Origin of the sequence: Paraburkholderia sprentiae WSM5005, assembly GCF_001865575.2 — a bacterium.
Classification (GTDB): domain Bacteria; phylum Pseudomonadota; class Gammaproteobacteria; order Burkholderiales; family Burkholderiaceae; genus Paraburkholderia; species Paraburkholderia sprentiae.
In genome coordinates, this window is record NZ_CP017561.2 from 3,054,679 (window position 1) to 3,069,757 (window position 15,079).

Annotated in this window: 16 protein-coding genes; 5 read left to right on the top strand and 11 right to left on the bottom strand. The window is 65.0% G+C overall.

From position 1 onward, the window contains the following. Positions 1 to 97 precede the first annotated feature (97 nt). The 4 genes from BJG93_RS13865 to bamE all read right to left on the bottom strand — a co-directional run bounded on the left by BJG93_RS13865 (position 98) and on the right by bamE (position 3,384). Positions 98 to 529, bottom strand: coding sequence for an ExbD/TolR family protein (locus BJG93_RS13865; protein ID WP_027198841.1), 432 nt, complete (start codon positions 527 to 529; stop codon positions 98 to 100). A gap of 70 nt (positions 530 to 599) precedes the next feature. Next, positions 600 to 1,319 (bottom strand): MotA/TolQ/ExbB proton channel family protein, encoded by a 720-nt coding sequence (locus BJG93_RS13870; RefSeq protein ID WP_027198842.1) that lies wholly within the window; start codon positions 1,317 to 1,319, stop codon positions 600 to 602. A gap of 77 nt (positions 1,320 to 1,396) precedes the next feature. Then, positions 1,397 to 2,194, bottom strand: a complete 798-nt coding sequence (gene dapB / locus BJG93_RS13875) for a 4-hydroxy-tetrahydrodipicolinate reductase (RefSeq protein WP_027198843.1) — start codon at positions 2,192 to 2,194, stop codon at positions 1,397 to 1,399. A gap of 338 nt (positions 2,195 to 2,532) precedes the next feature. Next, positions 2,533 to 3,384, bottom strand: coding sequence for an outer membrane protein assembly factor BamE (bamE, locus tag BJG93_RS13880; RefSeq protein ID WP_027198844.1), 852 nt, complete (start codon positions 3,382 to 3,384; stop codon positions 2,533 to 2,535). Positions 3,385 to 3,536: 152 nt separating this feature from the next. Between bamE and fur the strand changes: the two genes are divergently transcribed. Beyond that, positions 3,537 to 3,965 (top strand): ferric iron uptake transcriptional regulator, encoded by a 429-nt coding sequence (gene fur / locus BJG93_RS13885; protein WP_027198845.1) that lies wholly within the window; start codon positions 3,537 to 3,539, stop codon positions 3,963 to 3,965. A 98-nt stretch (positions 3,966 to 4,063) separates the two neighbouring features. On the opposite strand, the gene BJG93_RS13890 is transcribed toward fur, so the two are convergent. The 3 genes from BJG93_RS13890 to BJG93_RS13900 form a co-directional block, all read right to left on the bottom strand. Beyond that, positions 4,064 to 4,576: an ureidoglycolate lyase gene (locus tag BJG93_RS13890; RefSeq protein ID WP_027198846.1), complete on the bottom strand. Its 513-nt coding sequence runs from the start codon at positions 4,574 to 4,576 to the stop codon at positions 4,064 to 4,066. Positions 4,577 to 4,603: 27 nt separating this feature from the next. Continuing rightward, positions 4,604 to 5,614, bottom strand: coding sequence for an allantoicase (gene alc, locus BJG93_RS13895; protein ID WP_027198847.1), 1,011 nt, complete (start codon positions 5,612 to 5,614; stop codon positions 4,604 to 4,606). A 129-nt stretch (positions 5,615 to 5,743) separates the two neighbouring features. Continuing rightward, complete coding sequence (locus BJG93_RS13900; protein ID WP_027198848.1) at positions 5,744 to 7,072, bottom strand: C4-dicarboxylate transporter DctA; 1,329 nt, start codon at positions 7,070 to 7,072, stop codon at positions 5,744 to 5,746. A 235-nt stretch (positions 7,073 to 7,307) separates the two neighbouring features. Here BJG93_RS13900 and BJG93_RS13905 point away from each other — a divergent pair, with 235 nt between their 5' ends. Further along, positions 7,308 to 7,994, top strand: a complete 687-nt coding sequence (locus tag BJG93_RS13905) for a FadR/GntR family transcriptional regulator (RefSeq protein WP_027198849.1) — start codon at positions 7,308 to 7,310, stop codon at positions 7,992 to 7,994. Between the two features lie 70 nt (positions 7,995 to 8,064). Here BJG93_RS13905 and gap read toward each other — a convergent pair whose 3' ends face one another. Together gap and tkt are read right to left on the bottom strand one after the other, a co-directional pair. Then, entirely contained in the window at positions 8,065 to 9,075 is a 1,011-nt protein-coding gene (gene gap / locus BJG93_RS13910; protein WP_027198850.1) for a type I glyceraldehyde-3-phosphate dehydrogenase, read from the bottom strand. Positions 9,076 to 9,185: 110 nt separating this feature from the next. Further along, entirely contained in the window at positions 9,186 to 11,207 is a 2,022-nt protein-coding gene (gene tkt, locus BJG93_RS13915) for a transketolase (protein WP_027198851.1), read from the bottom strand. Positions 11,208 to 11,476: 269 nt separating this feature from the next. Here tkt and speE point away from each other — a divergent pair, with 269 nt between their 5' ends. From speE to BJG93_RS13930, 3 genes are all read left to right on the top strand, one after another. Continuing rightward, complete coding sequence (gene speE / locus BJG93_RS13920; protein WP_027198852.1) at positions 11,477 to 12,379, top strand: polyamine aminopropyltransferase; 903 nt, start codon at positions 11,477 to 11,479, stop codon at positions 12,377 to 12,379. A 104-nt stretch (positions 12,380 to 12,483) separates the two neighbouring features. Continuing rightward, a complete protein-coding gene (locus tag BJG93_RS13925; protein WP_027198853.1) occupies positions 12,484 to 12,897 on the top strand; it encodes a VOC family protein in 414 nt (137 codons plus the stop codon). A gap of 19 nt (positions 12,898 to 12,916) precedes the next feature. After that, the gene (locus BJG93_RS13930) at positions 12,917 to 13,657 is read left to right on the top strand and encodes a 16S rRNA (uracil(1498)-N(3))-methyltransferase (protein ID WP_027198854.1); all 741 of its coding nucleotides are present in this window, start codon (positions 12,917 to 12,919) and stop codon (positions 13,655 to 13,657) included. Between the two features lie 132 nt (positions 13,658 to 13,789). Here the strand turns inward: BJG93_RS13930 and BJG93_RS13935 are convergent, their stop codons facing one another. Both BJG93_RS13935 and BJG93_RS13940 read right to left on the bottom strand, forming a co-directional pair. Then, positions 13,790 to 14,350 carry a barstar family protein gene (locus BJG93_RS13935; RefSeq protein ID WP_027198855.1) on the bottom strand — a complete coding sequence of 187 codons (561 nt, stop codon included), beginning with the start codon at positions 14,348 to 14,350 and terminating at the stop codon, positions 13,790 to 13,792. A gap of 16 nt (positions 14,351 to 14,366) precedes the next feature. Next, on the bottom strand, positions 14,367 to 14,780 hold the full coding sequence (locus BJG93_RS13940; protein WP_027198856.1) for a ribonuclease: 414 nt from the start codon (positions 14,778 to 14,780) through the stop codon (positions 14,367 to 14,369). Between the last annotated feature and the right edge of the window lie 299 nt (positions 14,781 to 15,079).

Consider the following 15,079-nt stretch of genomic DNA (forward strand, 5'->3'; position numbering starts at 1 on the left):
AGGGCTGATTATACCGTTCGCGGACGGGTGCGCCGCGCGGCGTGGGTGCGGCGCTGGGTAGGCCGGATCCGTGAACGCGGTGCGCGCTCCGTGACGCTCAGTGCTGCGCGGCGGGCGGCGGCGGGTCCGTCACGAAGCCGATCCGCTCGAGCCCCGCCTGCTGCGCGGCGCCCATCACCTGTGCGATCACTTCATAGCGTGTGGAGCGCTCCGCGCGCAGCTGGATGTCGGGCTGGTCCGCCTGCTTGCCGGCTTCGGCGAACTGCGCGCGCATCTGCGCGAGCGTGATCGGCTTGCCGTTCCAGTAGAGCCGGCCGGCGCCGTCGATGGAAAGCGAAATGGTTCGCGGGGTCTGGCGCGCGGGCGCCGCCGCGACCTTCGGCAGATCGAGCCGGATCGCGTGCGAGAACAGCGGCGCGGTAATGATAAAAATGACCAGCAGCACCAGCATCACGTCGATCAACGGCGTCATGTTGATTTCGGCCATCGGCGCGGCCGTCTGCTTTTTCTCGAGTCCGCCGAATGCCATGTCGCCCTCCTTGCGTCCGAGCTTGCCTGTGCGATGCGCGGTGTGCCGCGTGTCCGGGGTGTGTGGCGTTTCAGCGATGCGGCTCGTGCGCCGCCTGCTGCGCGCGCGGCGGCGTCGGCGCGTGCTCGGCCGGGGCACAAACGTACGCATGCAGATCGTGCGCGAAGCCGTCCAGTTCCTCGGTCAATTGCCGCACGAGGCGGCCCAGCACGTTGTACGCGAGCACCGCCGGAATCGCGACCACCAGACCGAATGCCGTCATGATCAGCGCCTCGCCGACCGGGCCCGCGACGTTCTCGATCTGCGCCTGCCCGCTCGCCGCGATGCTGCCGAGCGCGTGATAGATACCCCACACGGTGCCGAGCAGACCGACGAAAGGCGCGGTGCTGCCAACCGACGCAAGCAGCACCTGACCGAACTCGAGCCGCCGCTGCGACGCATTGAGCGCCTGACGCAGCGCGCGCAGCACCCGTTCACTGCGCTCGACGCGCGCGAGCAGCGCGCCCGGAATGTCGACCTCGGCCGCATTGAGCGCCGCCTCGGCGAGCGGCGCGAACACGCGCTCGCGGTCGGTCCGGTGCAGTATGGCGACGCCTTCGGCGAGCGTCGGCGCCTGCCAGAAGCGCGCGATCGCCCGCGCGGACTGGCGTTTCGCGCGCGTCAGAACCCAGCTCTTGACGATCAGAAAGCACCAGCTCGCAATCGACATGGCCAGCAGCACATAGGCGACGCCATGCGTGATCGCGTCGCTCGTTTGCAGGTAATGGATGATGCCGCTGCTGCCTGCCATCTGACCTCGCCGTGGGAAAGTGACTTCGGGCGGACGGGCTCGGGATGCGCGGCCCGCCTATGCGCCACGGGCTCCGCTCAACGCAGGCCGAGCACGTCCTGCATGTCGAAGAAGCCGTTGTCGTGGCCTTCGAGGAAGCGTACAGCACGAAGCGCACCTTGTGCATATGACAGCCGGCTCGCCGATTTGTGCGTGATCTCGATGCGCTCGCCGATGCCCGCGAACAGCACCGTATGATCGCCGACGATATCGCCGCCGCGAATCGCCGAGAAGCCGATCGTCGACGGATCGCGCTCTCCGGTCACGCCTTCGCGGCCGTAGACCGCGCAGTCGTCGAGATTGCGGCCGAGCGCGTTGGCGATCACTTCGCCCATCGTCAGCGCAGTGCCGGACGGCGCGTCGACCTTGTGACGATGATGCGCCTCGATGATCTCGATGTCGTAGCCGGTCGAGAAGTGCCGCGCCGCGTATTCGAGCAGCTTCAGCGTGACGTTCACGCCGACGCTCATGTTCGACGCGAACACGACGCCGATCTTCTGCGCCGCCGCGCGCAATTGCGCTTTTTGCGCGTTGTCGAAGCCGGTCGTGCCGATCACCATTTTCACGCTGTGGCGCTGCGCCGCTTCGAGGTGCGCGAGTGTCGCGTCGGGGCGCGTAAAGTCGATCAGGTAGTCGGATTCGGCGAACACCCGCTCGATGTCGTCGGACAGCAGCACGCCTGTCTCTTTGCCGAGGAACGCGCCGGCGTCCTGACCGAGCTGCGCCGCGCCCGTGCGGCAGAGCGCGCCGGACAGCGTCGAGTCGGCATCGTTGAGGACGGTTTCGATCAGCATGCGGCCCATACGGCCCGACGCGCCTGCAATGGCAATTTTCATGACGATGAGGATTCGAAAAGAGTCAACGGGGATGGAGCCGGCAAACTCGGCCCGGCGAATGCACCGGCCAGTGTGCCAGGGAACGCGCCCCGTCGATATAGGGACAAGCGGCGGCAGACGGCAAGATTCGGCGGTGGAACCGGCCGGCTCGCTCCCGAAGCGGATGCGGCGGCCACTGGGGCTGGCTCTCGCTCAGGCGCTGACTGATGCCCGCTGCGGCGGCCCGTTCAAGCGGCCCAAGCAGCGCATTTCCGGCCCCGCCTGCCACCGGACCAACACACATCCGGCGGGCGCCGCACACGTGGCGCGCAGCCCGCCTCACAACACGCACAGGCTGATCAGTTGCCCGTTCCCGACGTCGACGGTGAAGCGTTCGGCGTCGGGCTGCCGCTGCTTTGCGAGCCCGTCGGTCCAACCGGGTTGCTCTCGTTGTCCGCGGCCGGCGGCGGCGGGCGTTTGAACTGGAACTGCGGCTGGCCACCGGACGTCGGACCTTGCGTCGGAATCCCGCCGGCGTTCGCTCTCGGCACGCCCGAACGAACGGACGGCGCGCCGTTCGGGGTTGGCGCAGCGCTCGTCGCGCGATTGGCGGCCTGCGCGGCTTCCGCGTTGGCGTCCCTGGACGGCGTGGCGGCCTGCTGAGCGCCTTCGACCGACGGCGAGCGCGTCGTATCCACCGCGGCCGGTGCCGCCGCGGTAGCGGCTGCGCTGGCGGCGGCTGCGTCGCTCGCCGCCACGGCGTTGGCGGCTTCGGCGGCGCTCGCCGCGCGCGGCGGCGTCGCGTTCGGGCGACGGCCACTGCGGTCGCCGTCGATTTCGGCCAGCAATTCGAGATTGGTCGGCAGATCCTCGCCGCCCGTCCAGTGGGTCACGGTGTCACCCGAGAAGAACACGACGAAGTCGCGCTGCTGAACGATCGAGGTGCTGCCGCGCTTGAAATAGAACACGTAATCCCAGCGATCCGCGTGGAACATGTCGGTCAACAACGGCGTGCCGAGCACTTGACGCACCTGCGCGCGCGTCATGCCGACCTTCATCTGATCGGCCATTTCCTGCGATACGAAGTTCCCTTGCACCACCGTAATCCGATACGGCGTAATGCGTTGGGCAACGCGCTGAGTCAGGCTGTCGTACGTGGAACATCCGGCAAGAACCGCGACAGTCGCAACAGCGATCAAGGTACCCCGCATGCGGCTCCCCCCGTAGATCAATTGAGATTTAGAAATCATTTCACTCACCGTGCGGGCCCGCTTGCGGGCCGCGCTCATTCCATCGAAAATGACCTGAACGGCAAAACACATTACTATGAGAGCCCAGCATTGTACTCTAGGGATCCCTTGTCATGACCAATCCAACCGATCTCAAGAATATCGGGCTCAAGGCGACCCTTCCGCGCCTCAAAATCCTTGAGATTTTCCAGCACAGCCCGGTGCGTCACCTGACCGCCGAAGACGTGTACCGCAACCTCCTGCACGAGGAACTCGATATCGGCCTCGCCACTGTGTATCGCGTGCTGACGCAATTCGAGCAGGCCGGCCTGCTGTCGCGCAGCAATTTCGAATCGGGCAAGGCGGTGTTCGAGCTGAACGAGGGGACGCACCACGACCATCTCGTGTGCCTCGATTGCGGGCTGGTCGAAGAGTTTTTCGACCCGGAAATCGAAAGCCGCCAGCAGTCCATCGCCAAGGCACGCGGCTTCAAGCTGCAGGAACACGCGCTAGCGCTGTATGGGGCGTGCACGAAGGAGAATTGCCCGCATCGCAAGCACTGATGCGTCGCGGGTCGCATGGGAGCATGCGGCCAGGCGAGTCGGAAAAGACCCGGCCGATGCGGATCGGCCGGTTTTTATTCAGGCGGCCGCGAGCACCGCTATCCAATCAACTCCACGCTCGGTTCGAACGCGAGCCGCCACGGCTCGGCCAACTGCAATTCGTCGCAATTCGGCGCGTCGCCGCCGCGATCGACGACGATGAAATCGCTGAGCTGATCCAGCGCCAGCAGCGGATGGTGCCAGACTCCTTTCGCATAATTGACGCCCTGCCACGCGTCGGTCCAAAACGCGCGCATCCGCGCCGGATCGAACTCGCCGGCCGGCGCGACCACCACCAGATAGCGGCCCGCGCGCAAGGGAATGAAAGCCTGACTGCCGAGCGGATGCCGCTCCATCATCGTGATTTCGACCGGCAGCGCGCGCGGCTGCGCGCGAAACAGGTTGACCAGCGGCCGCCCGCCCTGCTCTATCACGTCGACGTGCGCGAGGTCGTGATAACGCTCGGTCGTTGCGCCGTTGATCGGAAAATGACGCGCGCCGTCGAGTTCGATCACGTCGCCGAACGGCGCGAACGCCGCGCGCGTCAGGCGTTCCATCTGCAGACTCTTCATGCGTGCCGCTCCATTACGTTGCTTGCGTTAAACGATCTCGCCCCACAGACGCAGGCGCGACACGCCGCCGTCCGGGAAGATGTTGAAGCGCACGTGCGTGACCGGCCCGAGCGCGCCGATGTCGTCCGTGAACGTGTGCACATGGTCCATCTGCAGCTTCTGTTCGCCGAGCAGCACCGGCCAGAACATCGCCTGCGTGACGAGGGAATCGTCGGTGCCGCCGGTCACCGAGGCCGCCTGCAGCGAGCAGCGGTCCGGGAAGTTGCCCTTGAAGTGCGCGGTGTCCACTTCGATCTTGCGGATCACGCCGGGGCGCGCCAGCGCGACGATCGCCCAGTCGTTACCCGGCTCGCGACGCCGCCGCGTTTCCCAGCCGTCGCCCATGTTCACGCCTCGGCCCGGCATCAGCATCTGCGAGGCCGGACCGAAATGCTGGTTGTTCGCGGCGACGAGGTACGCGCCGTTTTCGATCGCGGCGAGGTCGAAGAGCGTACCGCGCTCGACGCGGCTCCAATCGCGTTGCGGCTGGCCGTACACGCGCAGTCGCGCGAGCCCGCCGTCCGGGTACAGATTCACGCGCAGATGGGTGACCGGGCGCGCGTCTTTCACCTCGACGTAGTGATGCTGGTTGCCCTGTAGCGTCGTGGCCGGCACGAGCGGCTGCCAGTCGGCATGATCGGGCGGCAGGTCGGCCTCGCTATGACAGGCGTCGATCGACGCCGCCGGCGGGAAGTTGCCGGTGAAGTGGCTCGTATCGAGATCGACGCCATGCACGACGCCCGGCCGCGCGAGACGGATCACGCAATAATCGTGGCCGGTGGTGCGCTTGCGACGCGTTTCCCAGCCATCCATCCACTTGCCGTGGTCGTCGTATTTGCCGGCGATGAACACCGCCGGCTGCGGGTCGAGCATGCGCTCTTTCGGCGCGAAGAATTCGTCGCTGGCGAACAGGGCTTGCGCGCCGAGGCGCGGATCGGCGAGGTTCATGTAGCGGCGCGTGAAGGCGGGAGCGTTCGGGTCGAGGATCGGATTGGCCATGATGTCGGTCAGTGTCGAAGAGTCGGAAACAGCCGGTCGCGCCTTGGCATCCGCCGGCCCGCGAAAGGATTGTGGATCTGCCGGAAGCGCTGCCGGTCGGTCCAGTCAGACCAGACCGGCACGTCGCTGTCAGACTGCCGGCGCGGGTTCGGCCGCATCGGGCTCGACGAGTGTGTCGTCGACGACGGGCACGTAGCGCAGCGACGCGTCGCGATTGAGCACGCGATGCGCGCGCGCCCTGTCGATATCGTTTTCCCACACCGCGACCACCACCGTCGCGACGCAGTTGCCGATCAGATTGGTCAGCGCGCGGGCGATGCCGACGAACCAGTCGACCGGCAGAATCAGCACGAGACCGAGCACCGGTATGGCAGGAATAGCGGAGAGCGTCGCCGCGAGAATCACGATCGCCGAGCCCGGGATGCCGTGCGCGCCTTTCGACGTCACCAGCGACACCAGCACGACGACGATCAGGTCATGGATCGACAGCGGCGTGTTGGTCGCCTGCGCGATGAACAGGACCGCGAGCGTCAGGTAGATCGAGAAGCCGTCGAGGTTGAACGAGTAGCCGGTGGGAATCACGAGGCCGACCGTCGAATCCTTGACCCCCATCCATTCGAGCTTGCGCATGACCTGCGGCAGCACGGCGTCGGACGACGCGGTGCCGAGCACGATCGACAGTTCCTCGCGCAGATAGCGGATCAGCTTGAAAATGCTGAAGCCGGCGAGCCGCATCACCGCGCCGAGCATGACCACGACGAACACCACGCAGCTCGCGTAGAACACCAGCACGAGCATGCCGAGCTGCTTCAGCGACTCGATGCCGTAGGTGCCGGTCGTGAACGCGATTGCGCCGAGCACGCCGAGCGGCGCTAGCTTGATGATGAAGCCCATCACGCGAAAGAACACCTGCGACAGTTCATCGATCAGCCCGCTCACGCGCTGCGCGCGCTTGCCGAGCAGCGACAGCGCCGCGCCGAACAGCACCGAGAACACGAGGATCTGCAGGATGTCGCCGGTCGCGAACGCATTGAACGCCGTCTCGGGGATGATCTTCAGCAGGAAGCCCGCGGTGTCCTTCAGGCTCTTCGCGTGCTCGGTATAGCTCGCGAGCGACGCCGCATCGAGTGAGTTCAGGTTCACGTTCATGCCTGCGCCAGGACGCGTCGCGTAAGCGAGCAGCGCGCCGATCACGAGCGCGATCGTCGTCATCGCCTCGAAGTAGACCACCGCCTTCAGCCCGACGCGGCCGACCTTGCGCAGGTCGCCCGCATGCGCCATGCCGCTCACCACCACGCAGAACACGATTGGCCCGATCACCATCTTGATCAGTTTCAGAAAGCCGTCGCCGAGCGGCCGCAGCGACTGCGCGAAATGCGGAAACACAGCACCGAGCACGATGCCCACCACGAGCGCTATCACGACCCGGCCAAATAGCGAATTGAAGAATTTCAGCACGGCTTCCTCCTGCGGATGGTTGTCCCAGTGATATCTGTTCAGACTGGTCCGACCAGCACTGTTATGGCGAATAGTAGGAAGCCGATATAGTCACGTCAAGGATTCGTCGAACAGTGTTTACCCGTTGTTTTTGCTGCGATTTCGGGCCAGATTCGGGATTCGGGTGCCACGCGGCACGTGTCCCCTTGCGCACGTATTAGAATTGCGGTCAGACCACGCTAACGAGTGAGCCGTCATGAAAAACGTCCCGCACACCGTCACCGACGCGGCCATCGCGACCATCCGCGAACGGATCGAAACGGGCGTCTATCCGGTGGGCAGCCTGCTGCCGGCTCAGCGCCAGCTTTCCGATGAACTGTCGATCAGCCGCGCGTCGCTGCGCGAGGCGCTCTCCACGCTCGAAGCGCTCGGCCTGCTCGTGATCCGCCCCGGCAAGGGCGTGTACGTGGAAAGCGCGCAGGCGAAAAACGCGCAGGCGTGGCGCTTCGCCGAACAGTCGTCGCTGCCCGACACCTATCAGATGCGCTACGCGCTCGAGGGCTTCGTCGCGCGCATGGCGGTACTCGCGATCAGCAACGATGACCTCGCGTGGCTCGAGGAGAACATCACCGCGATGCACAGCGCGCTCGCCTGCGAGGAACTCGACGAAGCGGCGCGGCTCGATTACGCGTTCCATATGCGCATCGTCAGCATCGCGGGCAATGCGGCGATCGAGTCGATCCTGCGCAGCAGCGCCGAGATCATGCAGGAAAGTCAGCGCATGCCGTTCTACCGGCGCGAGCGCGTGCTCTCCACGTACACCGAGCATCGCGCGATTCTCGACGCATTGAAGGCCCGCGACTCGCTCGCCGCGGGCAAGGCAATCGAGACGCACATCGCAAACGCCGCGCAGCGCGCGGGAGTCTATTTCCCGACGCCATAGGCCGTAAAAGCCGCGGACAAAAAAAGCCGCTTCGAGAAGCGGCTTATTCATGCAGCGTGAAACCCGCAGCTTACTTCGCGTTCGCGAGCGCCACAGCCGTGTCCAGCATGCGGTTCGAGAAGCCCCACTCGTTGTCGTACCAGCTCGACACCTTCACGAGGCGGCCCGACACCTTGGTCAGCGTCGCGTCGAACGTCGACGAAGCCGGATTGTGGTTGAAGTCGATCGACACGAGCGGTGCGTCGTTGTAGCCGAGGATACCCTTCAGCGCGCCTTGCGACGCTTCCTTCATGATTGCGTTGACTTCGTCGACCGTCGTGTCGCGCGCGGCGATGAAGGACAGGTCGACGACCGACACGTTGATCGTCGGGACGCGGATTGCGTAGCCGTCGAGCTTGCCGTTCAGTTCCGGCAGCACGAGGCCAACCGCCGATGCCGCACCGGTCTTGGTCGGAATCTGGCTATGCGTAGCCGAACGCGCGCGGCGCAGGTCTTCGTGGTACACGTCGGTCAGAACCTGGTCGTTCGTGTACGCGTGGATCGTCGTCATCAGGCCGTTGACGAGACCGATCTTGTCGTTCAGCGGCTTCACCAGCGGTGCGAGGCAGTTGGTCGTGCACGATGCGTTCGAGATGACGGTGTCCGACGCCTTCAGCACGTTGTGGTTCACGCCGTAGACGATGGTCGCGTCGACGTCCTTGCCGCCCGGCGCCGAGATGATGACCTTTTTCGCGCCGCCCTTGATGTGCGCGCTCGCCTTTTCCTTCGTCGTGAAAAAGCCCGTGCACTCCATCACGACGTCGACACCGAGCTCGCCCCACGGCAGTTCTGCCGGGTTGCGGTTTGCCAGAACGCGGATCTTGTCGCCGTTCACGACCAGGTAGTCGCCGTCCACCGACACCTCGCCCGGGAACTTGCCGTGCGCGGTGTCGTACTGCGTCAGGTGGGCGTTGGTCTTCGCATCGCCCAGATCGTTGATGGCGACGATTTGGATATCGTGCTTCTTGCCGTTTTCATAGAAGGCGCGCAGGGTATTGCGGCCGATCCGGCCGTAGCCGTTGATTGCGACGCGAATCGTCATGATTTATCTCCTGATGGCTAAAAAATCCATTTACGTTCGGCTGGTCCGACATCCGGTTCGGTGCGCCGCCGCGCAGCCACGAGGGGCGCGACGGCAACGCGACGCAACCATCAGCCGAGCGCGGCCTTGACCGTCGCCACGACGTGCTCGACGGTGAAACCGAAATGCTTGAACAGCACACCTGCCGGGGCCGATTCGCCGAACGTGTCGATGCCGACCACGCCGCCTTCCAGACCCACGTATTTGCGCCAGAAATCCGACACGCCCGCTTCGATCGCGACGCGGCGCACACCATGCGGCAGCACGCGTTCGCGGTATTCGGCGTCCTGCTTGTCGAACACGGTCGTCGACGGAATCGATACGACGCGTGCCGCGATGCCTTCGCGCGCGAGCGGCTCGACGGCCTTCATCGCCAGTTCGACTTCCGAGCCCGTCGCGATCAGGATGATCTTGCGCGCGACGATTTCTTCATCCCACTCGCGCAGCACATAACCGCCTTTCTCGATATTAGCGATCTGCGCGTCGGTGCGCTCGTTGAACGCCAGGTTCTGGCGGCTGAAGATCAGGCACGACGGACCTTCATGCTCGATTGCATGGGTCCAGGCCACCGCCGTTTCGACCGTGTCGGCCGGGCGCCACGTTTGCAGATTCGGGATCAGGCGCAGGCTCGCGACGTGTTCGATCGACTGGTGGGTCGGGCCGTCTTCACCGAGACCGATGGAGTCGTGCGTGAATACGAAGATCGACTGCGACTTCATCAGCGCGGCGACGCGCAGTGCGTTGCGGCTGTAGTCGGAGAACGTCAGGAAGGTGCCGCCGAATGCCTTGAAGCCGCCATGCAGCGCGACGCCGTTGATCGCGGCGCTCATGCCGAATTCGCGCACGCCGTAGTTGACGTAGTTGCCGGCAGCACGGCCTTCGGCGTTCACGCGCACGGGCTTCGAGGCCTTCCAGTTGGTCAGGTTCGAGCCGGTCAGGTCGGCAGAACCGCCGAGCAGCTCGGGCAGCACGGCCGACAGAGCTTCGATGGCCTGCTGCGATGCCTTACGCGTCGCGACGGTTTCCGCGCGTTCGTTCGCACCGGCGATGATCGCGCGGGCCTTGTCCTTCCAGTCGGCCGGCAGTTGCTTCGCGCTGCGGCGCTTGAATTCGGCTGCTTCCTGCGGATACTTCGCCGCGTAGGCCGCAAACGCCTGGTCCCAGTCCGCTTCAAAGCGCGCACCCGCTTGCGTCGCGTCCCATGCCGCGTAGACTTCCTGCGGAATCACGAACGGCTCCCACTTCCAGCCGATCGCTTCGCGCGTCGCCGCGATTTCCTTGTCGCCGAGCGGCGCACCGTGCGAATCGTGCGAGCCCGCCTTGGTCGGCGCGCCTTCGCCGATCACGGTCTTGCAGCAGATCAGCGTCGGTTTGTCCGACTGCTTCGCCTGTTTGATCGCCGCGTCGACCGCGTCGACGTCGTGGCCGACCACGTTCGGGATCACGTTCCAGCCGTACGCTTCGAAGCGCTTCGGCGTGTCGTCGTGGAACCAGTGCACCACTTCGCCGTCGATCGAGATGCCGTTGTCGTCGTAGAACGCGATCAGCTTGTTCAGCTTCAGCACGCCCGCCAGCGAGCACGCTTCGTGCGAGATGCCTTCCATCAGGCAGCCATCGCCGACGAACACGTACGTGTGGTGATCGACGATCTTCGCATCAGGCTTGTTGAATTCAGTGGCGAGCAGCGACTCGGCGAGCGCCATGCCGACCGCGTTCGCGAGACCCTGGCCGAGCGGGCCGGTGGTCGTCTCGACGCCCGGCGTGATGCCGTATTCCGGGTGACCCGGCGTCTTCGAATGGAGCTGGCGGAAATTCTTCAGCTCTTCCATCGGCAGATCGTAGCCGGTGAGATGCAGCAGCGAATACAGCAGCATCGAGCCGTGACCGTTCGACAGGACGAAGCGGTCGCGATCGGCCCATTGCGGGTTCTTCGGGTTATGGCGCAGATGACGCGACCACAGGGCGACGCCGATTTCGGCCATGCCCATCGGCATGCCGGGGTGGCCGGAGTTCGCCTTTTGAACAGCGTCCATGGACAACGCACGGATTGCGTTAGCCATCAGGGAGGTGGGTGCGGGAGACGGGGTCGTCATGTCGAGTCCGGAGACAAAGTCAGAAAGCGGGGCGCGCTTGTGGCCCGGAAGCTCGGCGGTCACTTCGCTACGGCGCACGATGCGGCGCCAGGAGACGCGAAACGGGCAGAGCAAGCGGACAAGGCTGAAAGCGTCACATTCTAGCAGAAGGCTAACCTCTAACCGGCCGGAAAGCCGCCTGCCTGCGTGGTTCAACGCACACCGCCATGCCACGGCATTTACAATTCGAGCAGCTGTTTTCGCCACGCTGCCGATCGAGCCCGTCCGCCGTGAATGCCCCGCTGCTATTCCAGCCTTGTCCCGACGCCGTCTACGGCTTTCCTCACGCGCGCCTCGTCGAGCGGGTCAAGTCGCGCTATCAGACGATCGAGATCTGGGACACGCCGCAGCTGGGCGCCCTGTTCACGCTCGACGGCCGGCCGATGAGCTCCGCTGGCGACGAGTTCATCTACCACGAATGCATGGTGCATCCGGCCGCGCTCACGCACCCGGCGCCGCGCACGGCGCTGGTGCTCGGCGGTGGCGATGGCGGGGCCGCGAGGCAATTGCTCAGGCATCCGGGCATCGAACGGATCGTCGTGGCGGAACTCGATGCCGAGGTCGTGCGGCTCACGCGCGAATATTTGCCGCACGTGCATGGCGGCTCCTTCGACGATCCACGCGTCGAGCTGGTGATCGGCGATGCGGCAGATTATGTCGCGGCGGCGGGCCGCGCGACGCACAGTGCAGCGAGCGTCCCGGCCGCGCAGTTCGACCTCGTCGTCTTCGACCTGACGCCACCCGATTCGCCGGCGGCCGGCCTGTACACGCCGGCCTTCTACGCGCAATTAAAGCGCGTGCTGCGCGCGGACGCATTGCTGTCGCTGCATCTCGGCTCGCCGTACCACCACGCGCCGCGCATCGCCGCGCTGCTCGACGATCTGCGCGCCGCGTTCGCACGGGTGCGCACACTGAGCACCTTCGTGCCGCTCCACGGCTCGCTGTGGATGATGGCGATCGCCAGCGACACGCTCGACCCCGCCGCGCTCCCCGCCGACGCGCTCGCCGGGCGTCTGGCCGCGCGCGGCATCGATTCGCTGCGTCATTACGAACCAGACCTGCACGCTGGGCTATTCTCGGCAGCGCGATCGGTGCGCGATAAACTGAGCCCGTTGACGAAGTATTCAACTTGAAGCGTGGACCGCTCGAGCGAATCGGTTCGAGCGATGCCGGCATGCCGCGCCCGACCGAAACCCGCGACAGTGGCGCCGCCGCTCGACAAGATCCGGAGAATTCCATGACCGCCCCCCGCCCCGCCGGTGTGCCCTGGCTGACCCCCTATCTGACGGTGCGCGACGCGCGCGCGTCGACAGCTTTCTTTTCGGCGGCGTTCGGCTTCCAGGTGCGCGACAGCGTGCAGGACGACGGTGTCGTGATGCACGTCGAGATGACCTATCAAGGCCAGTTGATCGTCATGTTCGCCCCCGAAGGCGCGTTCGGCTCGACCGCGCAGACGCCGAAAAGCGCGGGCACGATCGCGCCGCAATCGTTCTATGTCTATGTCGAAGACGTCGACGCCGTGTATGCTCGCGCGCTCGCCGCCGGCGCGAAGTCGCTGAGCGAGCCCCAGGACCAGTTCTGGGGCGACCGCTTCGCGCAAGTCGAGGATATCGACGGCTATCGCTGGGCGCTTGCGCACCACCTTTCGTGAATTCAAGAGTCTTTCGTCGATGCCCCGTTTTTGTGTTGATACGCCGCTTCACTCCGACGCCGTGATCGCGTTGCCCGACGACGTGGTGCGCCACGTGGCCGTGCTGCGTTTGCAGCCTGGCGATTCACTCGTGCTGTTCAACGGCCGGGGCGGCGAATACGGCGCCGAGCTCGTCGAGGTCGAGCGCCGTTCGGCTCGCGCGAAAATCGGCGAATTTCGCGCGATCGAAACGGAGCCGCCGTATCGGCTGACGCTCGCCCAAGGCATTGCCGGCGGCGACAAGATGGACTGGCTGATCGAGAAGGCGGTCGAACTCGGCGCTTCGGGCTTCGTGCCGCTCGCGACCGCGCGCTGCGTCGTGCGGCTCGCCGGCGAGCGCGCGCAGCGGCGGCAGCAGCACTGGCAGGGCGTGGTGCGGGCGTCGTGCGAACAGTGCGGGCGTAATCGTCTGCCGGAGGTGATGCCGGTGCGCGAACTTGGCGCGTGGCTCGACACGCTGTCGCGCGAGCCGGCGCCCGACGAGTTGCGCCTGTTGCTGTCACCGCGCGCGAACATCGGCTTCGCAGCCTTGCCCGAGGCGCCGCCGCAGGGTGACGTGACGCTGCTGATCGGCCCCGAAGGGGGACTGTCCGCCGATGAGGAAGCCGCCGCCGTCGAACAGGGCTTCACGGCCGTAGGCTTGGGCCCGCGTGTGCTGCGCACCGAAACCGCGGGCATCGCGATGCTGGCAGCGCTGGCGTCGCGCTGGGGCGGTTGGTAAGCGGGAGCTTGCCCAAGGAGCCCGCGCAAAGCAAAGGCCCGCCAGTTTGGCGGCCCTTTGCTGTTTTTACCGCGACGTTACTGCCAGATTCGCGTAAAGCGCCTGAGCAGGAAAATCCGCCGAAGGCTCAAGTCAAGCGAACGAGTAAAACACCCGGAACGCAACCTTGCGCTCGGCCCAGAATTCGGCCGCTTCACGGAACACGTCGAGCAGCGTCTCGCGCGCTTCCTTGTCGAATTTTTGCGCGATCGGCAGGTGTTCGAGCACGATCACGAAGCCGGGCTGTGCGCCGGCCTTGTGCACGAGGTCAGTCAGGCAATCGTAGAGCGCGTCGTAGTTCTTGCCGAAATGCTTGGGAAACAGGAACGACGTCGCGATCGTCTCGAGCACTTCCTGCTTCGAGGCCGCGTTCGCGCAGTACGCATACAGGAAGTGCTGGCCGAGCTGGTTGGCCTCGTCGGCGAGATCCTGCACGCGGAACGCGCGGATCGACTGCACGATATTCGGCCGCACCGTCCTGAAAAGGCTCATGGGCTCCTCGTTCGATGAAACCACCGTGCCAGCCTCGCTTTGATTGTCGCGACCCTGCTCGCCGGCGCGCATCTTCATGACGCGTTGGAACAAATTGCCGTCGCCGGCCGCGAAAAGATCCGTCGCGACTCCGGAATCGTGCGCGTAGATGTTGTCGCTCATGCCGTTCATCCCGATGTCATTCAACAATACGATTAAAACTGGTGTAATGGTCGTCCGAGTAATAACAGTTGTCGGTTCGCTCGAGCGGACCTCCACAGACGATGCGACGCGCCCCGCGATTTCCCGCGTGAGACGTGGGGACAGTGTATTCGTGGTAATAGCCGCGCCGATGGGCGGGCAGCACCCGCTCGTAGTTGCCGAATACGATGCCGTCCTTCTGATAGGGGTAAGGCCCGCCCGCGGCAATGAGGTTCAACGTATCGACCGCCTCGCGCGGCAATTGCGCCAGCGCGATGGTACCTACCTGCGCTTGCGCCCCAGCGGGCCCCGAGTAGTTTCTCGCCAGCGCCTCGGGTGCGGAACTGGACAACGCGCAGAGCGTGGCGGCACCGATCAGCACGCCTTTCATCCGCAACCAGTTGCGTGCCATGTATCAGGTTTCCCGCTGTCAGATCACGAGTTTGACGACCATGAAAGTCGTAAGGGTATCGCTAATAGCCTTTGGAATCAACGTTCGAGGGACCGACGACATCCAGTTCGGCGTCACGGAAAGCTCGTGGTCGGGACTTTGACGACATTTAACAAAATGTTTAGCGCAGACGGGCTAAACTTAGCTCGATCGTGACCGCACCCGTTGCGCAGGCGGTGCAAGCGGCCGCTGGCCGACGCGTTCGATTGCGGTTGTTGAAGCCTGGAGCTACTCAGCCGAAAGGCTGTTTCATTGCCATT